Below are 18,317 nucleotides of genomic sequence, written 5' to 3'. Positions count from 1 at the left end.
TCGCATTCATTGCAGCGCATCGGACACAAAGAATATTTGCGGCGGCATTGTCATATGCCCGACACAGTAACCCTTTAATAACGCAATTATTCAATCATCGCTTAAGGCGAATGACTACGGATGTACTAGCAGGCGCCGTGATGATTTGAGGGAAAGGTCGGGTATTGCCCGACCTTTTGCTTTTTCTAAGCTATCCGCTTTTCCCGAACGACGATTGCGTCTGTCAAAGCACCATTGGCCAGTGGTCGGTCCGCGGCGCCCAGGAGGGGCGCCGCGTCCTCATCAGGACGTCAGGCAGCGGTGTTCTCGCAGCGGCTGACGAGGATCTTATCGATACGGCGGGAATCCATATCGATCACTTCGAAACGATATCCATGGGCAATCGCGATATCGCCCTCTTCGGGCGTCTTGCGCAGCTGCTGAACCAGAAAGCCCGCGATCGTTTCGAAGTTTCCATCGGCATCGATGCCTTCGATGCCGATGGTCAGATGGATTTCATCGATCGGCGTTCGTCCATCGACAAGGTAGGTCCCATCCTCGCGCTGGCGGATCAGGGCGTGCTCGAGATCGTCATAGTTCGACGGCAGCACACCGACAATCGCCTCGAGAATATCCGCGATGGTGATGATGCCTTCGGTGCTGCCGTATTCGTCGACGATCATAGCCATGTTGATGCTTGACGACTTGAAGGCATCGAGCGCCTTCAGGCAGGACGCGGTTTCCGGCAGTGTGTGGATCTCGCGCACATATTTGCGAACATCGAGCGGGACAGATGTCGGCGCATTCAAGATTTCCTTCGCCAGAACGGCACCGATAACGTCGCCGCTTGGTCCATCAACAACGGGATAACGGGAGTGGCCATACTGGCGGATCTTCTCGCCAATGGTCTCCAGGCTGTCGTTGATGTCGATGAAGCTCATCTCGGTACGATGCGTCATGATCGACTTCACGTTGCGGTCGCCGAGACGGATGATACGGCGGAGCATCTCGTGCTCCGACTTTTCGATCGCGCCGCTCTCGACGCCTTCCGCCATGATCGCGTGAACTTCCTCTTCGGTCACATGGTCCGGATCATCCGGACGGATGCCGAGCAGGCGCATCATCAGCGCTGCCGAGGTTTCGAAGAGATAGACGATCGGTGCGACGATACGCGACAGAAGCGTCATCGGCCGGGCGACGAACATCGCGAAGCCCTCCGAATTCTTCAGTGCCAGCTGCTTGGGGATCAACTCACCGATAACGACGGAGAGGAACGTGATGAGCGTAACCACGATCGCGACGGCCACCGGATGGCCGTAGGGGTTGATCCAGGCGATGCTGTCGAAGAAGGGCGCGAACTTGGCTGCGATGGTCGCGCCACCGTAGGCGCCGGCGAGCGTGCCAACCAATGTGATGCCCACCTGGACGGTGGAAAGAAACTTGCCGGGGTCTTCCGCCAGCTTCAATGCCGCTTCGGCGCGGAGATTTCCCTGTTTTGCCATCTGGCGAAGCAATGGCTTGCTTGCCGAGACGATTGCCATTTCCGAGAGAGCAAAAAATGCGTTGATCAAAAGCAGGACGAAAATGACAAAAAATTCGGACATGGTCTCCAAGTCACCGTTGACGAAAAGTCGCCCAATCGAGAGCGACCGTTCACCAAATAAGGCCAGCGGGCGATCCGGGCAAGCGCAAGTCTCGAAATCCGTGTCACCAAATGCACTTCACCCGTATTTCGCGAGGAAATACCTGCCCAAAATGGGAAACTTTGGAGAAGCTGGCTTAACGTTCGCCCGAGCGAAGGGCGCCGCGCACCCGCTCGCGCCCGATCTTGATGACATTTTCCATCGCGGCGCGCGCGCCTGCCTCGTCGCGACGGCCGATCTCCTCGACGATCCGGATGTGATTGCGGGCGACTTCGTCGACGCCGCCCTTTTCCTCGACCGGCGAACTCAGTTTAAAAATGCCGACCAGCGCCGCCTCGATCAGTCCGCCGACCGTGCGCATGAACGGATTTCCCGAAGCCTCGGCAATCGACAGATGGAACTTCAGGTCGGCATAGGCGAGACTCTCGGCCGTGTGGCCGGCTTCGCCCATGGCGACTGCGAGACGCATCATCCGGCTGATCTCGGCATCCGACGCGTTCCTTGCCGCGAGCGCGGCCGCATGCGGCTCGAAGGCCAGGCGCACTTCGCTCAGGTGGTGAAGGAAAGCCTCATCCACGCCGCATTCGAAATGCCAGGTCAGGATATCGTTGTCGAACAGGTTCCAGTCGTTTCTCGGCGTGACGCGCGTGCCGATGCGGGCGCGCGGAACCACCAAGCCTTTGGCAGCAAGCGTCTTCATCGCTTCGCGAAGAACCGTGCGCGACACCTTGAAACGCGCCGCCAGTTCCGGATCGCCAGGCAAGATCGACCCGATCGGGAACTCGCCTGAAACGATCGCCTTGCCGAGCTGGTCGACCACATGCGCATGACTGGTGCGCTTCCGCGTCCCGGAAAGGACCGTCTCCAGCAAACTCCTGTTCAACCCACCTCCTCCAGGCACTCCCTTGCCTGACAGCGCCGATTGCGGCGCCTCAACATGCGGTTTGCCACCGAGCGCCTTTCCCCACGAACGGGACAGGCGAACGTCGAAGTGATCAACCGATTCCTCAGAGCATTACACGAAATACGGCCATCCTGCACTAGTGTCGAAACCGGCGCGCACGACCATTGATTGCAACGACTTCCACGAGGAGAACAACACCATTTCACAGTTGCAAACGAGCCGCCGTGGCGTCAGGAGCACCCGTCTAGAACGACAAACCCCGCCGTAGCGGCGGGGTTTGCATATTAGCCAATCTCTTCAGCTAAGCTCACTTCGGCAGCTGGTCGTCAACGCCTTCGACGTAGAAGTTCATGCCGAGCAGCGTACCGTCATCCGACGACGCGCCTGCTGCCAGCCACTCGCTGCCATCCTGCTTCTTCAGCGGGCCGGTGAACGGCTTCAGCTCGCCCGACTTGATCTTGGCTTCCGTATCCTCGGCCAGCTTCTTCACGTCGTCAGGCATGTTGGTGTAGGGCGCCATCGTCAGGATGCCGTCCTTCAGGCCGTCCCAGCTCGACGTGGTTTCCCACTTGCCGTCGAGGAAGGCCTGGGTGCGCTTGATGTAGTAGGCGCCCCAGGTGTCGACGATCGCGGTCAACTGGGTCTTCGGGCCGGCGGCGATCATGTCCGATGCCTGGCCGAAAGCCTTGATGCCGCGCTCTGCGGCAACCTGCATCGGAGCGGTCGTGTCGGTGTGCTGCGTCAGGATATCGACGCCCTGGTCAACCAGCGCCTTGGCGGCATCAGCTTCCTTGCCCGGGTCGAACCAGGTGTTGGCCCATACAACCTTGATCTTGAAGTCCGGGTTGATCGAACGCGCGCCGATAACGAAGGAATTGATGCCCATCACCACTTCCGGGATCGGGAACGAGGCGATGTAGCCGGCGACGCCCTTTTCAGACATCTTGGCGGCAATCACGCCCTGGATGTAGCGGCCTTCATAAAAGCGGCTGTTGTAGGTCGCCACGTTCGGCGCAGTCTTGTAGCCAGTGGCATGTTCGAACTTCACGTCCGGGAACTTCTGGGCGATCTTGATCGTCGCGTCCATGAAACCGAAGGACGTCGTGAAGATCAGGCCGCAGCCGGAGCGAGCCAGGCGCTCAATGGCGCGCTCGGCATCCGGGCCTTCCGGAACGCTTTCAAGGAACTGCGTCTCGATCTTGTCACCGAGCGCCTTTTCCAGCTCCAGACGGCCGATATCGTGGGCCTGCGTCCAGCCGCCATCGGTCTTGGAACCGACATATACGAAGCAGACCTTGGCCTTTTCCTGGGCGGCAGCGGCACTGGCAAAGCCGATGACAGCAGCGGTACTTGCGAGAGCGAGCAGTAGTTTTTTCATTTTCTTGACCTCTGTCGGTTTGAGAAACGTCCGTCTGGATTGTTATGTCACCGATCTGGCACAAACGGCTTACCGAGCGATGCCGGCGTATTGATCAAGGTCGTGCGCCGGTTATGTGAAATGAGAATGAGGACGATGATCGTCGCGAGGTAGGGAAGCGACGACAGGAGCTGCGAGGGTATGCCGAGGCCGAAGGCCTGCGCGTGCAGCTGGCTGATGGATACGGCGCCGAACAGATAACCACCGGCGACGAGGCGCCACGGGCGCCAGGACGAAAACACCACCAGCGCAAGCGCGATCCAGCCGCGCCCTGCCGACATGTTCTCCACCCATTGCGGGGTGTAGACCAATGACAGCTGAGCACCGGCCAAGCCTGCACAGGCGCCACCGAACATCACCGCGAGATAGCGCGTCCTGATGACGTTGACGCCAAGGGCATGCGCCGACGCGTGGCTGTCGCCGACGGCGCGCAGCTTCAGGCCCGCGCGGCTTTTGAACAGGAACCAGTGAACGCCCGCCACCAAAGCGATGGACAGATAGAAAATGATATCCTGCCGGAACAGCAACGGCCCGATAACGGGGATATCCGACAGCAGCGGAATGGCGATCGGCTGCAATTTGATCCCCTGCATGCCGAGAAAGCCCTCGCCGAGCATGCCGGAGACGCCAAGACCAAGCAGCGTCAGCGCCAGGCCGGTTGCCACCTGGTTGGCAACCAACGTCAGGGTCAGGAATGCAAAGAGCTGCGAGAACACGGCGCCGCAGACGATGCCCGCCAGAATGCCCAGGTAAGGCGACCCGGTGATCTGGGTGGCAGCAAAGGCGCAGACGGCGCCCATGACCATCATACCCTCGACACCGAGATTGAGCACGCCGGAACGTTCCGTCACCAGCTCACCCAAAGCGGCAAGGACAAGCGGTGTCGCGGCAGTGATGACGCTCAGCAATATGGCTTCGACGATCCCCATCAGCGGCTCCCGTCCAGATCTGACGCAGTGAACCGGTACCAGACCAGCCGGATGCGATAATGAATGAGCGTGTCGCAGGAGAGCACGAAGAACAGGAGCAGGCCCTGGAAGACGCGGGTCACCTTGTCGGACACGCCGAGCGACAGCTGTGCCGCCTCGCCGCCGAGATAGGTCAGCGCCAGCACCAGACCGGCAGCGATGATGCCGAGCGGATTGAGCCGGCCGAGAAACGCCACGATGATCGCCGTGAAGCCATAGCCGGGCGAAATCACCGGCCGCAGCTGCTGGATCGCGCCACTGACCTCCGAAATACCGGCAAGACCGGCAAGCGCGCCCGACAGCAGCATCGAGAACCAGATCATCCGCCGCGACGAGAAGCCGGCAAAGCGCCCTGCACGTTCGGACTGTCCGAGAACCGAAATCTCGAAGCCCTTCAGCGTGTAGCGCATCATGAACCAGACGAGGATCGCCGCGATGATGGCGAATGCAAAGCCCCAGTGGGTGCGCCCCGATGCGATCATTTCCGGCAGGATTGCATTGGCGGCAAAGGTGCGCGTCTCCGGAAAATTCATCCCGCCCGGATTTCGCCAGGGGCCGCGCACGAGCCAATCGAGAAACAGCTGGGCGACGTAGACCAGCATGAGGCTCGTCAGGATCTCGTTGGTGTTCATGTGCGCCTTGAGGAAGGCGGGAATGGCAGCAAACAACGCACCGCCGAGCATGCCCATCAGCATCATCAGAGGCAGCACCAGCGGCGACTGCCAATCATAAAATACCACTGGCAGGATCGAGCCGGCGATCGCCCCCATGATGAACTGCCCTTCGGCGCCGATGTTCCAGTTGTTCGACCGGAAACAGACGGAAAGGCCGACGGCGATCAGGATCAGCGGTGCAGCCTTGATCGCCAGTTCATGCAGCGACCAGACCTCGCTCAGCGGCTCGACGAAGAAGCTGTAGAGCGCGGTGACCGGGTTCTTGCCGAGAAGCGCAAACATGATGCCGCCGAAGACGATCATCAGCAGGAAGGCTATGAACGGAGAGAGGATCGAGAACAGCGTCGATATCTTGGCCCGCTTTTCCAGTTCAATGCGCATGCACAGCCCCCGTGCCTTCCGTCTTGCCGTACATGCCGCCCATCAGCAGGCCGATCTTTTCGCGAGAAAGCTCGCGCGCCGGATAGGGATCGGACAGCCGCCCCTCGCTGATCACCGCGATTTCGGTCGCCACTTCGAAGATCTCGTCGAGGTCCTGGCTGATCACCAGCACCGCGGACCCGGCCTTGGCGAGATCGACAAGCGCTTGCCGGATACGGCTTGCAGCACCCGCGTCGACGCCCCAGGTCGGCTGGTTGACGACCAGCACGGCCGGCTGGCGGTCGAGTTCGCGGCCGACGATGAATTTCTGCAGGTTGCCGCCCGAAAGCGATCCCGCCGGCGGATCTTCCCCGCTCTTGCGCACGTCCATCGCTTCAGAGATGCGCTTGGTCGCTGCGGCGACCGCGTCTCGACGGATGATGTTGAGGAAGCCACCGCCGAGAAAGGCTTTGGCATCGGAGCGGCTTCTGGCCAGCACCAGATTGTCCGAAAGCGGCATGGCCGAGACCGCAGCGTGGCCGTGTCGTTCTTCGGGAACGAAGCCTGCACCCATCAGCCGTCGCGCATTGATGTTTCTGGTGCCGACGGGCTTTTGCCTGATCTGCACGGCCGCGTCGTCGGCGACCGGATATTCACCGGAAAGCGCATCGAAAAGCTCGCCTTGGCCGTTGCCGGCCACGCCGGCAATCGCCAGCACTTCGCCGGCACGCACCTTGAGACAGATGTTCTTGAGCGAGACGGCGAACGGCGTGCGTGCTGACACGGAGAGGTGGCGTGCTTCCAGCTGCACGTCGCCCTTGGTGCTGGTGCCCTCGGCAGTCACCGCCGCGACGTCGCTTCCCACCATCATGCGTGCCAGCGACGCCGGAGTTTCAGCCCTGGGATCGCAGGCCCCAGTGACCTTGCCGTGACGCAGCACGGTGGCGCGGTCGCAGATGCGCTGCACTTCCTCGAGCCGGTGGCTGATATAGAGAACCGAACGTCCTTCGGCCTTGAGCTTGTTGAGCGTCTCGAACAGTCGATCCGCCTCCTGCGGCGTCAGCACCGACGTCGGCTCGTCAAGGATGATCAGGCGCGGGTTCTGCAGAAGCGCGCGAACGATCTCGATGCGCTGGCGCTCGCCGACGGAGAGATCGGCCACATGCGCCTTCGGATCGAGCGGCAGGCCATAGGCGTGCGACAGGCGCGAGGCCTCCTCAGCCACCTTGGCGAGCGAAATGTTGCTGTCCATCGACAACGCGATGTTTTCGGCGACGGTCAGCGCCTCGAACAGCGAAAAATGCTGGAAAACCATGCCGATGCCGAGCTTGCGCGCCGCAGCCGGGCTGGCGATGCGCACGTTGCGCCCCTGCCACACGATCTCGCCCGCCGTCGGTGCGAGGACGCCGAACAGCATCTTCACCAACGTCGATTTCCCGGCACCGTTTTCGCCGAGAAGGGCGTGGATTTCGCCCTGGTCTATCTGCAGGTTGATGTCATTGCAGGCCGCAAATGAGCCAAACAATTTCGTCAGGTTGCTCACAGTCAACAATGGACTGTTCGCAGTTGCTCCCTCAACAGGCACGCTGCCCTCTTTTCCCCTCTGTCGATTCCCGTCCGCCTTAAGGCTTCGATCAAGGAATCAGCAGTGTTGTTCCGCTCGTTTTTCTTGTCTCAAGATCCGTATGCGCGCGACCGGCGTCGGCAAGCGGATAAGTCTGATTTATATTGATACGCACTTTGTTGCTTTGCACAATATCAAAGAGGGAATTTGCACACGCTTCAAGCGCAGGCCGCGTCGACACATAACCGAAGAGTGTCGGACGCGTCGCAAACAGCGACCCCTTCTGCGCCAAGATGCCGATGCTGAAGGCATCGACCGGACCGGACGAGTTGCCGAAGCTCACCCAGAGGCCGCGCGATTTCAGGCAATCGAGCGAGGCAGGATAGGTATCCTTGCCGACCGAATCATAGACGACATCGACACCCCTGCCGTCGGTCAATTCCTTCACCCGGGCAACGAAATCGTCCGTGCGGTAATTGATGACGTGGTCGTAGCCATGGGCAAGCGCCAGATCGATCTTGTCCTGCGATCCTGCAGTACCAATGACGGTTGCGCCGAGGGCTTTTGCCCACTGGCCGGCAATCAAGCCGACGCCGCCAGCGGCCGCATGGAAAAGCAGCGTCGTTTCCGGGCCGACCTTGAATGTCTGGTTGAGCAGGTACTGCGCGGTCATGCCCTTCAGCATCATCGCCGCTGCCGTCTCGAGCGATATGTCGTCGGGAACCTTGACCAGTTGCGAGGCTTCGACGTTGCGTTCGCTGGCATAGGCACCGTCCGACGAAGCATAGGCCACCCGGTCGCCAATGCCAAAGAGGCTGACGCCATCGCCGACGGCTGTCACGATCCCGGCCCCTTCCTTGCCCGGAACGAAAGGCAGGCCCGAGGCGGATTTGTAGAGACCGGTTCGGAAATAGACGTCGATGAAATTCAAGCCGACAGCAACCTGGCGGATCTGCACTTCGCCCGGCCCCGGCGGCGAGAGCGTAACACCCTCCAGCTTCAGGACCTCGGGTCCGCCGAGTTCGCGTACGACAATTGCCTGTGCCATCGAAGAGCTCCTAGGTCCGGCCGAGCTTGGGGAAAATCTGCAGGACGAAACCAATCACGTAGAGATAGATGCCTGTTGCTAGAACACCGGTCACCACCCAGGCCGGCGTCACGAAATGCAGAAGCAGCGCGTACATGCTGAGCGCCGACCAGACGAAAAAGACGCCGAGGTTGAGCACCCGCAGCCGTTGAACGCGCACCGGGTGCAGGAAGTTGATCGGCAGGAAGGTCAGCACCACCGACACGAAGACGACGATCGAGGCGGTCAGTTCGCTGGCCTGGATGACGAAGAGCGTAAAGACCACCATGTTCCAGACGACGGGAAAGCCCGAGAAGAAATACTCGTCGGTCTTCATGCCCATGTCGGCATAGTAGATCGCGCTCGAGACGACGATCGCGCCGGCTGCCACGAAGGACCACGGCTCGCCGATCATGCCGCTCTGATAGAGCGCAAAAGCCGGCAAGAGCACGTAAGTCACATAGTCGATGACGTTGTCGAGCGTGTCGCCCGACCAGTTGGGCAGCACTTCCTTGACCCTGACCTTGCGGGCGATCGGGCCGTCGATGCCATCGACCAGTAGGGCCAGACCCAGCCACCAGAACATGTCGACGAAGCGGTGTTCAGCCGCCGCAACGACACCGAGAAAAGCAAGGAAAGACCCGGAAGCGGTCAATATGTGCACGGAGAAGGCGCGGATCTCGGCGTAGGGGACTCTTTTGTAGTTGAAAAACTTCATCTGCGGACGCCGCCTATCCCCTTGTGCACTTCGCCAGACGGGGCTGTAACCCCACCCCAACCGCTTTGGCGGCGCATTGCGCGTAATATGCACCCTTTGCAACGCATCGCCAGCAAAATTCAAGCAAGACTTTGTCCGACTGAGATTGATCTGTGGACATTTTCAAATTGCTTCTGCGCTGATTCAACCCATTTATTTCGCACTTGCCGAAGACTAGAAGTAAGATCGAAATGAAAGCAGCAGGCGCTTGATGGCGCGAGCGAAGGGGTTCTTTCCATCATGGATCATTACGACATTGCCGTCGTCGGCGCCGGTCTGGCGGGCTCCCTGGCAGCGATCGCGCTTGCCGAGGCGGGCTACCGCGTTGCGCTGATCGGGCCGGAACCGGCATCGTCCGACGGACGGACGACCGCACTGATGGACCAGTCGATCGAATATCTGAAAAAACTGAACCTCTGGGACAAGGTTCAGCCGGTGACGGCGCCGCTGTCGACGATGCGCATTCTTGACGGCACCAACCGCCTGCTGCGGGCGCCGACCGTGAACTTCCGCGCCTCGGAAGTTGGACTAGCGGCTTTCGGCTACAACATTCCGAATGCCCCCTTCCTCGATATCCTGCGCCAGCGCGCCTCCGAAACAGCAACGCTCGACCGCCTGACGATGTCGGCGGTCGATTTCGACCTCTCCGACGACAAGGCGCGGATTTCGCTGGATGACGGACGCGATATCACGGCCGATCTGCTCGTCGGCGCCGATGGTCGCCGTTCGCCTGTGCGCGAAGCGGCCAAGATCGCTGTCAGCACCTGGTCCTATCCGCAAACCGCCGTCGTCCTCAACTTTGCGCACGAGCTTCCCCACCAGGACACGTCGACCGAATTTCACACCGAGAGCGGCCCCTTCACCCAGGTGCCCCTGCCCGGCAATCACTCGAGCCTCGTGTGGGTGCGCAAACCCGAAGATGCGGCTGCCACGCTGGCGCTCGACCTCGCGACATTGTCGCGTGCCGTCGAAGATCGGATGCAGTCGATCCTCGGCAAGGTCACCGTCGAGGCTGCCCCGCAGTCCTTCCCGCTCTCCGGCATGAGCGCTCATCGCTTCGGCAAGGGCCGGGTCGCGCTCGTCGGCGAAGCTGCGCACGCGTTCCCGCCAATCGGCGCCCAGGGCCTCAACTTGAGTCTTCGCGATGCAATGACGCTCGTCGATCTGATCGGCGCAAAAGCGGACGACAATCTGCAAGGTGATATCGGTGACCGATTCGACAGCCGTCGCCGTCCGGACATCGTCAGCCGCACGGCAAGCGTCGATCTGTTGAACCGATCGCTTCTGTCCGGTTTTCTGCCGGTTCAGGCGCTGCGCGCCGTCGGCCTGCATATCCTGTCTGCCGCGGGACCGCTACGCAGCCTTTTGATGCGTGAAGGCGTGCACCCCGGCAGCGCGTTCCACGCGCTGAAGGACGGATTACGGGAAAAGATCGGCCGGAAGAGCGCCTGAGCGGATCAGGTAGAGCAGCCCGGTCACGGTTGCGACCGAAAGCAGCGTGGTGATCAGGATCGTCGCCGAGGCACGCTCCTGCCAGACGCCATATTGGTGTCCGATGACAAAGACGTTCGTCGCCGTCGGCAGCGCGGCCAGCAACACAGCCGTCTGCACCCAGACAGGATCATAGTTGCCTGTCAGGCTGAGCGCCGTGAACACCAACACCGGGTGCAGGATCAACTTGGCAGGCACGATGTACCCGATCTCGACCGGGATGCGTTTGATCGGCCGCAGCGCCAGCGTCACACCCATGGCAAACAGGGCACAAGGGGCTGCCGCCTGCGCCAGATAGTCGATCAGGCGTTGCACCGGCAACGGCGGCTGGACTGCAAAGAATGCCGCCACGACACCCGCCAAGGTCGACAGGATGAATGGGTGCAGGATGATCTTGCGGGCGATGCCGAAGGCCAGCACAACAGGCTTTTCCTTTCGCCCGCCCGACAGCGCCATCATCGCTGGCGCCACGGTAAAATGCGCAGCATTCTCGAAGCAGAAGATCAGCGCGACCGGCACCGCCGCGGCGTCGCCCAGTGCCAGCAAGGCAAGCCCGGGCCCCATGTAACCGATGTTACCGTAGGCGGCGGCAAAGCCCTGGATGGTTGCCTCGCCCACGGTGTTGCGCCGCGCGTACAGGCCGACGATGAAGATCAGCGAAAAGACGACGTAGGTCGCCCCGACACTCGTCAGGATGAAATCGGCGCGCGTCAGCTGTTCGATCGGCGTTCGCGACACCAGCTTGAAGAACAGCGCCGGCAAAGCGAGGTAGATGATGAAGGTGTTCAACCATCCCATCGCCTCGCCCGGATGCTCGACAAAGCGGGCGGTCAGATAACCGAGAAAAATCAGCCCGAAGAATGGCAGTACCAGGCCAGCAATTTCCGTCATGCCACTCCCCGGCCATGCGCATGCGATCCGCTGAGCGGGAACAGGACCCCACCCGATGCCCAGTCGTCGGTTGGTCGCAAAGTTCGCGCTGTCGTTCAATTGGGCCTGTTCAACCCAATAGCATCAACCTGATCGATTCCAATAGGTTGAGCCGCAATCGGCGAACGCGCCCCTGTCCTCGGTCGACTTAGCCGATCTTCATCAGAATCGGGAAGGTCTGTTGGAACCAGATGGCGACGGAACTGATGAAGCCGAAGAGGAAGGCCAGGCCCGCCAGCACCAGAAGCGCGCCCATCAGCTTTTCGACGAGGCCGAGATGGCGTCGGAACCGCAGGAGAAAGCGCATGAACGCACCGGAGAAACCGGCTGCAATCCAGAACGGGATTGCAAGTCCGAGCGAATAGACGGCCAGGAGCATGGCGCCGTCCGTGACCGTGTCGCGTGCTGCCGCAACCCCGAGGATCGTTCCAAGCACCGGGCCGATGCAAGGCGTCCAGCCAAAGGCGAAGGCAAGGCCCATGATATAGGCGCCCGACAGCGTCGCCGGCTTGCCTCCACCTTGGAACCGCGCCTCACGCGCAAGCAGGCCGATCTTGAACACGCCGAGGAAATGCAGACCCATGATGATGATCACCACGCCGCCGATGCGCGACAGGAGATCCATGTGCTGGCGCAGGAGCAGGCCGATCGAGGATGCGCCGGCACCGAGCGACACGAACACGGTCGCAAAACCGAGCGTGAACAGAAGGGCCGCCGGCAGAACGGCGCGCCTTGTGCTGCGCGCCGAAACTGCCTCGCCGCTTCGAAACTGATCGACCGAAACACCCGCCATATAGCAGAGATAGGGCGGCACAAGCGGCAGAACACAGGGCGAAAGGAAGGACAGAGCGCCAGCGAGAATGGCGGTCCAGATCGAAATATCGGCAATCGACAACGGCAAGAACTCCGGCATGCGGTATTTGGGCCATTCCATAGCCGCATGATCCCGATGATACCAATCACCTTTTGGCGATCATTGCGCCATGCACCATTTCTTCACGAAAGCCGTAATTTTTGGGTTGACCGGCGGGAAGCTCAAGTGCATATGTCCGCCCACTTCCGCCGGGCTTCACGGCCGCGGCTAGGGAGCGCGTAGCTCAGCCGGTAGAGCAACTGACTTTTAATCAGTAGGTCCAGGGTTCGAATCCCTGCGCGCTCACCATCTTTCTCTTTCTTTGACGCCACTTCAGACCTGTGCGCTTTGAGTAATTGCTGCACGTTTCGTATCGATCCGTAGCAAATCCAGCGTCCGCCTGGCGCTGCAGCGCTTCCCGCTAGAAATTGAAGTAGATGGTCACACCCGAACGCCGGTGGTAATGGTATCGGTCACGGTAACCATAACCGTCACGGTAGCCGTTGTACCCGTAATAGCGTGGGTAACACCTGCCGTAGTAGCCGCAGGAACGCCAGGCGTGCCGCCTATCCCAGCGGCGATCCCACCGACGGTCAGCCCGCCAATGTCGGTTTCGCCAGTGGTTGACCTGTTCGGCGGTAGTGATGGCCTGCACTTCTACAGGTTTCGGCACGAAAATCGGAGCGGCGCTTAGCGGTAACGCGAAAGACGCAGCCAAGCTGATCGCTGCGAGGGCGGATAAGAGCTTTTTCATAGCAAACTCCTCCTAACTGGTTATCACATTGAGCTAATCACCCTGAACTGCCGATGAACGACAGTGCATTGCATTCAAACGGCTGCACGTGTCAAAAAAGCCCCTCGAGCGGACGGAACGATGGGTCTGACGCCAGCGGAGCCGTCGGGGTGAGCGCGTTGATCCGGTGGTGTCCGGCAGCCGGGCGGCTGCGGTGGTGGCAAGCAACTCTCTACGGGGATAATTCAGTAGCGGGCACCAACGTCTGTGAACATCACTACCCGCCCGGCTCGGCGGCGCATTGATGTCTCCACTTCGAGCCAATGGCTTACGGCTGCGACATACCAAGTCGCCCGCAATCCGCCACCAGCGGGGCACTCTTGTCATCGGCATGCGTGCCAGCGGTTACTGTCGTCGTTCTTTGCGGGCTACCATGAACACCGCTACTCTGGATGCGATCCAAGAAACGCGCACGGCTCTGAACGAAGCATAGAAACGCTCGGAACGCCGATCGCGAAACGAAGCCTAACGCCGCCGGGTTGCCCGGGTGAGAGGCCAATCAGCGCACCGAATCCCTTCACGAATCGCCACTATCGACAATTACGCGCATTACGTAGATGCTGCGTTACGTAGCGTGAATGCAAAGACTCCCATCGAGATAGTCCAGATTAACATCGAGCAAAGGGATGAAAGCATGAAAAACCTTATCATTGCAGTTGGAATGATTGCGACCCTCGCGTCCTGCACTCAGACAGAGAAAGGGACCGTAATCGGCGCGGGTACCGGCGCCCTTATCGGGGGTGTCGTCAGCGACAGCTGGGGCGGTGCGGCTATCGGCGCTGTGGCCGGGGGGCTCATGGGTAACCTGATTGGGCGTTCCCAGGACCGCCAAGGCTATTGTATCTATCGTGATCGCTATGGCCGCCGGTACGAAGCCCGCTGCCAATGACAGCAGACCAGGCGTCCGATTGCGCGACCTCCAAGCATAGCAATCGCTAGCGAAGGATCAGGCGCACTCACCATCTTCAGATCCCCTCGCCGCGTTGCGGTATCGCAGCCGCGCCGCGGTGCCTGCCGCGCATTTTCAACGGGCTCGTTCCGTATTCGCGGCTGTAGGCGCGAGAAAACGCCGAGAGGCTGTCGAAGCCGCAGCGCAGCGCGATCTCGCGGATCGGGCTTCCCGAATCGCGCACAAGCCGATGGGCGACCTGAAGGCGCAGGCGCAGGTAATAGGCGCCGGGGCTGGTCGAAAGGCCCTTTGAAAACAGAGACTCCAGCTTTCGCTGCGACACGGACAGGCGACGTGCGAGCGCAGAAACTGTGAGAGGCCGTTCGAGCGTGCGCTCCATGAGACGGATCGCCCCCGCCAAACCGGGATCAAGGGTCTCTATCCGCCCGAGGGAGACCACCGGCTGGACGTCCGTCGCGCTGTGGGTCTGGTCGTAGACAAAGATGCTGGCGACATCGAGCGCCAAGGCAGAGCCGAGGCGCTGGCTGATGAGATGCAGCATCATGTCGAAAGTCGGCGATGCGCCGCCGGAGGTCCAGAATTTTCCATCGGTGACGAAGCGATCACCCAGCACCGTCAATGCGGGGAATGCCTGGCTGAAATCCTCCAGCTCTTCCCAGTGGGCTGTCGCCTTGCGGCCGTTGAGCAGACCCGAGCGGCCGAGCAGCCAGCAGCCCGATTCGATACCGGCCACAACGTCAAAATGGCGGGCGCACTCCTGAAGCGTCGCGATGAACCTGCTTCCGACATGCCTGTCGAGATTGAAGCCACCGATCGCCAGCAAGACATCGCCTTCGAGCGGCAAGGCGAACTTGCCGTCGACGGCGATCGGAATGCCACACGTCAGGATGATTGGTTGGCCGTCCCCCGACAACAACCGCCAGCGAAAGACCTGGCGACCCGAGACCCGATTGGCAGCACGCATCGGATCGAGCACAGAAGCCAGAGACATGATTGACGACTCTGGCAGAACGACAACCACGACATCGATCACAGATTGCATTTTCTCTGTGGCGTCCATGCGATAAATGTCAAATTTTCAGCGCGAAATGTCAATTGGGCAAGGCGCATTCAGGCATTATCAGGTGGCAATCGATCTCCCTTCGCGCGGCGCTGCAGCCCCGCGCAGAGACGTTCCCCTTTCCGCGAGATTGCCGGAACGGGCCGGCTGGATGCATTTCCGCCGGCCCGTTTTTTTATCCACGACCTTGAACGAGGCCGGGATCGAGAGCGGTACAGCCACGCGGCGCAGCAGCGCTGGCGCTCACAGGCTGGCAGATCGTCGCCGCACCGCAACAAATTCAACCTACACGTGCTCCCGATATGTTCCTCGCAAACGACGCCGGTGGCAGGGCATAGGCGACGACGCAGTTACGGCCGGCATCCTTCGCCTGGTAGAGCGCGGCATCGGCCATGCTGAACAGCTCCTCCCAGCTACGTTGCACGCCGCGGCCGGCGACAACGCCGATGCTGACGCTGAGAGCAACGCGACGGTCGTCGAATCGGATATCCAATTGCTCGATGGCAAAGCGAAGCCGTTCGACGACGGCCTGGGCTTGCACTTCGCTCGTTTTCGGGAGGTAGAGCCCGAACTCTTCGCCTCCGAGCCGGGCGAAACAATCGCTCGAACGCAGGTTAGCGCGCACCGTTTCGGCAAAGGCGATCAGCGCTTTGTCACCTGCCTGGTGGCCAAACCGGTCATTGATGCGCTTGAAGAAGTCGAGGTCCATGATCGCAAGGGCATCGCCCTCGAAGCCGAAGCGTGGCAGTTGCGACAGGAACCATCGGCGATTCCCAACCCCCGTCAGCATGTCCGTATCGGCCGTCCGCCGCAATGCCGCCTCCGCACGCTCCTTGACGAGCACCAGCGCAAAGAGTGCGATGGCGAAGTGGCTGATGATCAGCAGGAAGAAGGCGTAGGTCGTGGTAACCGGCAGAAATTCCGGCTTGAGCAGGCCAACCACGACAGCAAGGCAAAGAGCGGCCGCGACCGCCAAAGACGCCGCAAAGATTGCCCGTACCGGCAGCGGCTCATCTCGCCGGTCCGAGACGACTTTGAAGGCGGAGGCGGCGAGAACGACAAAAGCACCGGTGTTGAAGGCGGTTGCACGCATGTAGTTGACGACATGGAAATGCGTGACCAAGCCGACGACCGCCCCGGTCAAGGGAATAGCAAGCGCCAGCCAATCGGCCCGTTGCCGCCTTTGACCACTGAGGCGGGACAGCCCGATCCAGAAGAGAGCGTAGCCGGTAAGGCCGAGCGTAAAACTCGAGAGCGTCCACAAGAAAGCCGGCAGCAGCTTCTGCTCGCCGTATCCTGCAAGTGTGGATGCCAAGGCGAGAAAAAGAAATCCGATCGCAAGAATCCCAAGCCCCTCGCTCCGGGGCGATTGCCACCGGAGATAAAGGAAGCACAGCGCGCCGACCAGAAACGACGATTTGTGGAGCAGCAGCACAGTTGCGAGGTCAAGTTGGGCGGTCATGGATCCGGCTCGGACTGGTTGTTTGTCGCCGCGCCTCTACCGCATGGAGTTTAGGGATTACTAAATGAAAATGAGAAATCGGGCGCGAAAGCCTGAATTTCCAGCATATTGGCCACGCGGGCATCCCATAAGCGCATGACATTTTCCCCGTAAGCTCGCCCGGCATGAAATTTCATGTTGCAGGGCGTGGGTGAAGCGTGTATCTCCGGCGCCGTTGGCACGGAGTGTAGCGCAGTCTGGTAGCGCATCTGGTTTGGGACCAGAGGGTCGGGAGTTCGAATCTCTCCACTCCGACCAACGAAATCCCTGAAAATATTGATTTATTGGTCGACTGCAACATTGGCATGCGTCGATCTGTGAGTGCTTTCGGCGTTTGTTGTCCGACGATAGTGTCTGGCGGCGATTGCGTGGCCGCCCCCTTGGCCAGCGTCCCATCTCATGCCGCTGACAGAATCCGGGCGAAAAGCCAGATTTATCCGTCTGAAAGTCATTCCGTTTTAAATCATTCTGCGCTATGGGATGACGCGTGTTGCGGCGAGAAAACGCTTCAGCAGCGAAATAACGGAGCCGTTCGAAACCATGTCCGCAAAGATCTATCGTCCAGCAAAGACCGCCATGCAGTCTGGCAAAGCCAAGACGAATCTGTGGCTGCTGGAGTTTGATCAGGAAAAGCCGCGCACCATCGACCCGGTCATGGGCTACACCAGCTCGGGTGATACGCTGCAGCAGCTGCGACTGACCTTCGAAAGTGCGGAGCAGGCCATCGCCTATGCCGAGCGCAACGGCATCGAGTACCGCGTGATTGCCCCGAAGGAGGCGACCCGCAAGACTGTGTCCTACCCGGACAATTTCCGTTTCAGCCGGATGCAGCCCTGGACCCATTGAGGTCCTTGAGCCGTTTTCGACGGGCCCTGCCCGCAACGGCCCCTTAGCTCAGTTGGATAGAGCACCTGCCTTCTAAGCAGGTTGTCGCAGGTTCGAATCCTGCAGGGGTCGCCACCTACTTTCGAGCTTCACATCGATCCGGAATGTGGTCAGACGATCCGGAATCAGCCGACCTTTAAAGCCGATGAAGTGACGTGATTTGTCCGGTCGGACGAAAGCTGTTAGCCGTCGATGAACTTCACGCTTATCTCGGTCGCGTCATTCGCGATCTTTTTCAGCGCATCCAGAAACGACCCGTCCGGCGTCCGCAGCTTTGACAATTGATCGGAGTGCGAAAAAATGAGTGTGACTTCACCCGGCCATCCTGGTCCGCCGCCCTCAATGGCATCCCAGAATGCGTCGAGGTTGCGACCAAACATCGATGCACCTTCCGGCTTCGTAGCGTCGAGATAGCGCCGCCAAAACTCGTCGGGCGATCTTATGTCTGAGCAATCAACAACAATCTCTCGCATCGTATTGCCGAAGTCAAAGTTCATTTCGTAGCCATGAATTTGAAAAGGCTGCTGCCTTAATGAATATGGCTGAGGTTGGGCTATTTGCG

General features: G+C 60.3%; 17 protein-coding genes and 3 tRNA genes. 6 read left to right on the top strand and 14 right to left on the bottom strand.

Annotated features, from left to right (window positions below; translation table 11 throughout):
* Positions 1 to 290 precede the first annotated feature (290 nt).
* The 8 genes from LPJGGPFB_RS10880 to pcsA all read right to left on the bottom strand — a co-directional run bounded on the left by LPJGGPFB_RS10880 (position 291) and on the right by pcsA (position 9,293).
* Entirely contained in the window at positions 291 to 1,583 is a 1,293-nt protein-coding gene (locus LPJGGPFB_RS10880; RefSeq protein WP_173419924.1) for a hemolysin family protein, read from the bottom strand.
* Positions 1,584 to 1,758: 175 nt separating this feature from the next.
* Positions 1,759 to 2,505 (bottom strand): FadR/GntR family transcriptional regulator, encoded by a 747-nt coding sequence (locus tag LPJGGPFB_RS10875; protein ID WP_173419923.1) that lies wholly within the window; start codon positions 2,503 to 2,505, stop codon positions 1,759 to 1,761.
* 328 nt (positions 2,506 to 2,833) lie between these two features.
* Positions 2,834 to 3,904, bottom strand: coding sequence for a BMP family ABC transporter substrate-binding protein (locus LPJGGPFB_RS10870; protein WP_173419922.1), 1,071 nt, complete (start codon positions 3,902 to 3,904; stop codon positions 2,834 to 2,836).
* Positions 3,905 to 3,951: 47 nt separating this feature from the next.
* The gene (locus LPJGGPFB_RS10865; RefSeq protein WP_173419921.1) at positions 3,952 to 4,872 is read right to left on the bottom strand and encodes an ABC transporter permease; all 921 of its coding nucleotides are present in this window, start codon (positions 4,870 to 4,872) and stop codon (positions 3,952 to 3,954) included.
* Positions 4,872 to 5,966 carry an ABC transporter permease gene (locus LPJGGPFB_RS10860; RefSeq protein ID WP_173419920.1) on the bottom strand — a complete coding sequence of 365 codons (1,095 nt, stop codon included), beginning with the start codon at positions 5,964 to 5,966 and terminating at the stop codon, positions 4,872 to 4,874. The genes LPJGGPFB_RS10865 and LPJGGPFB_RS10860 overlap by 1 nt, the downstream gene beginning before the upstream one ends.
* Positions 5,956 to 7,530 (bottom strand): ATP-binding cassette domain-containing protein, encoded by a 1,575-nt coding sequence (locus tag LPJGGPFB_RS10855; RefSeq protein WP_173419919.1) that lies wholly within the window; start codon positions 7,528 to 7,530, stop codon positions 5,956 to 5,958. Before LPJGGPFB_RS10855 ends, LPJGGPFB_RS10860 begins: the two co-directional genes overlap by 11 nt.
* Positions 7,531 to 7,579: 49 nt before the next feature.
* Positions 7,580 to 8,557, bottom strand: a complete 978-nt coding sequence (locus LPJGGPFB_RS10850) for a quinone oxidoreductase family protein (protein WP_173419918.1) — start codon at positions 8,555 to 8,557, stop codon at positions 7,580 to 7,582.
* Positions 8,558 to 8,567: 10 nt separating this feature from the next.
* Complete coding sequence (gene pcsA, locus LPJGGPFB_RS10845; RefSeq protein ID WP_173419917.1) at positions 8,568 to 9,293, bottom strand: phosphatidylcholine synthase; 726 nt, start codon at positions 9,291 to 9,293, stop codon at positions 8,568 to 8,570.
* A 279-nt stretch (positions 9,294 to 9,572) separates the two neighbouring features.
* Between pcsA and LPJGGPFB_RS10840 the strand changes: the two genes are divergently transcribed.
* Entirely contained in the window at positions 9,573 to 10,784 is a 1,212-nt protein-coding gene (locus LPJGGPFB_RS10840) for a UbiH/UbiF family hydroxylase (protein ID WP_173419916.1), read from the top strand.
* On the opposite strand, the gene LPJGGPFB_RS10835 is transcribed toward LPJGGPFB_RS10840, so the two are convergent.
* On the bottom strand, positions 10,752 to 11,714 hold the full coding sequence (locus LPJGGPFB_RS10835; RefSeq protein ID WP_173419915.1) for an AEC family transporter: 963 nt from the start codon (positions 11,712 to 11,714) through the stop codon (positions 10,752 to 10,754). The two genes, LPJGGPFB_RS10840 and LPJGGPFB_RS10835, sit on opposite strands and share 33 nt — an antisense overlap.
* Positions 11,715 to 11,901: 187 nt before the next feature.
* The gene (locus tag LPJGGPFB_RS10830) at positions 11,902 to 12,648 is read right to left on the bottom strand and encodes a cytochrome c biogenesis CcdA family protein (protein WP_053247663.1); all 747 of its coding nucleotides are present in this window, start codon (positions 12,646 to 12,648) and stop codon (positions 11,902 to 11,904) included.
* A 191-nt stretch (positions 12,649 to 12,839) separates the two neighbouring features.
* Here LPJGGPFB_RS10830 and LPJGGPFB_RS10825 point away from each other — a divergent pair.
* Positions 12,840 to 12,915: transfer RNA gene (locus LPJGGPFB_RS10825), tRNA-Lys, on the top strand.
* Positions 12,916 to 13,027: 112 nt separating this feature from the next.
* On the opposite strand, the gene LPJGGPFB_RS33025 is transcribed toward LPJGGPFB_RS10825, so the two are convergent.
* A complete protein-coding gene (locus LPJGGPFB_RS33025; RefSeq protein ID WP_234902793.1) occupies positions 13,028 to 13,360 on the bottom strand; it encodes a hypothetical protein in 333 nt (110 codons plus the stop codon).
* A gap of 673 nt (positions 13,361 to 14,033) precedes the next feature.
* On the opposite strand from LPJGGPFB_RS33025, the gene LPJGGPFB_RS10820 reads away from it, so the two are divergent.
* The gene (locus LPJGGPFB_RS10820) at positions 14,034 to 14,288 is read left to right on the top strand and encodes a glycine zipper domain-containing protein (protein ID WP_173419914.1); all 255 of its coding nucleotides are present in this window, start codon (positions 14,034 to 14,036) and stop codon (positions 14,286 to 14,288) included.
* 76 nt (positions 14,289 to 14,364) lie between these two features.
* Here LPJGGPFB_RS10820 and LPJGGPFB_RS10815 read toward each other — a convergent pair whose 3' ends face one another.
* Both LPJGGPFB_RS10815 and LPJGGPFB_RS10810 read right to left on the bottom strand, forming a co-directional pair.
* Entirely contained in the window at positions 14,365 to 15,369 is a 1,005-nt protein-coding gene (locus LPJGGPFB_RS10815; RefSeq protein WP_173419913.1) for a GlxA family transcriptional regulator, read from the bottom strand.
* A gap of 280 nt (positions 15,370 to 15,649) precedes the next feature.
* A complete protein-coding gene (locus LPJGGPFB_RS10810) occupies positions 15,650 to 16,831 on the bottom strand; it encodes a GGDEF domain-containing protein (protein ID WP_173419912.1) in 1,182 nt (393 codons plus the stop codon).
* Between the two features lie 220 nt (positions 16,832 to 17,051).
* Between LPJGGPFB_RS10810 and LPJGGPFB_RS10805 the strand changes: the two genes are divergently transcribed.
* The 3 genes from LPJGGPFB_RS10805 (at position 17,052) to LPJGGPFB_RS10795 (ending at position 17,830) form a co-directional block, all read left to right on the top strand.
* Positions 17,052 to 17,128, top strand: a tRNA-Pro gene (locus LPJGGPFB_RS10805).
* Positions 17,129 to 17,410: 282 nt separating this feature from the next.
* The gene (locus LPJGGPFB_RS10800) at positions 17,411 to 17,716 is read left to right on the top strand and encodes an ETC complex I subunit (protein ID WP_065781518.1); all 306 of its coding nucleotides are present in this window, start codon (positions 17,411 to 17,413) and stop codon (positions 17,714 to 17,716) included.
* A gap of 37 nt (positions 17,717 to 17,753) precedes the next feature.
* Positions 17,754 to 17,830: transfer RNA gene (locus LPJGGPFB_RS10795), tRNA-Arg, on the top strand.
* A 107-nt stretch (positions 17,831 to 17,937) separates the two neighbouring features.
* Here the strand turns inward: LPJGGPFB_RS10795 and LPJGGPFB_RS10790 are convergent.
* The gene (locus tag LPJGGPFB_RS10790; RefSeq protein ID WP_173419911.1) at positions 17,938 to 18,252 is read right to left on the bottom strand and encodes a barstar family protein; all 315 of its coding nucleotides are present in this window, start codon (positions 18,250 to 18,252) and stop codon (positions 17,938 to 17,940) included.
* Positions 18,253 to 18,317 lie beyond the last annotated feature (65 nt).

Source organism: Ensifer adhaerens (genome assembly GCF_013283195.1).
GTDB classification, from domain to species: domain Bacteria; phylum Pseudomonadota; class Alphaproteobacteria; order Rhizobiales; family Rhizobiaceae; genus Ensifer; species Ensifer adhaerens_G.
Note: the sequence above shows the minus strand (reverse complement) of the source record. Positions and strands in the feature narration are given on the sequence as shown.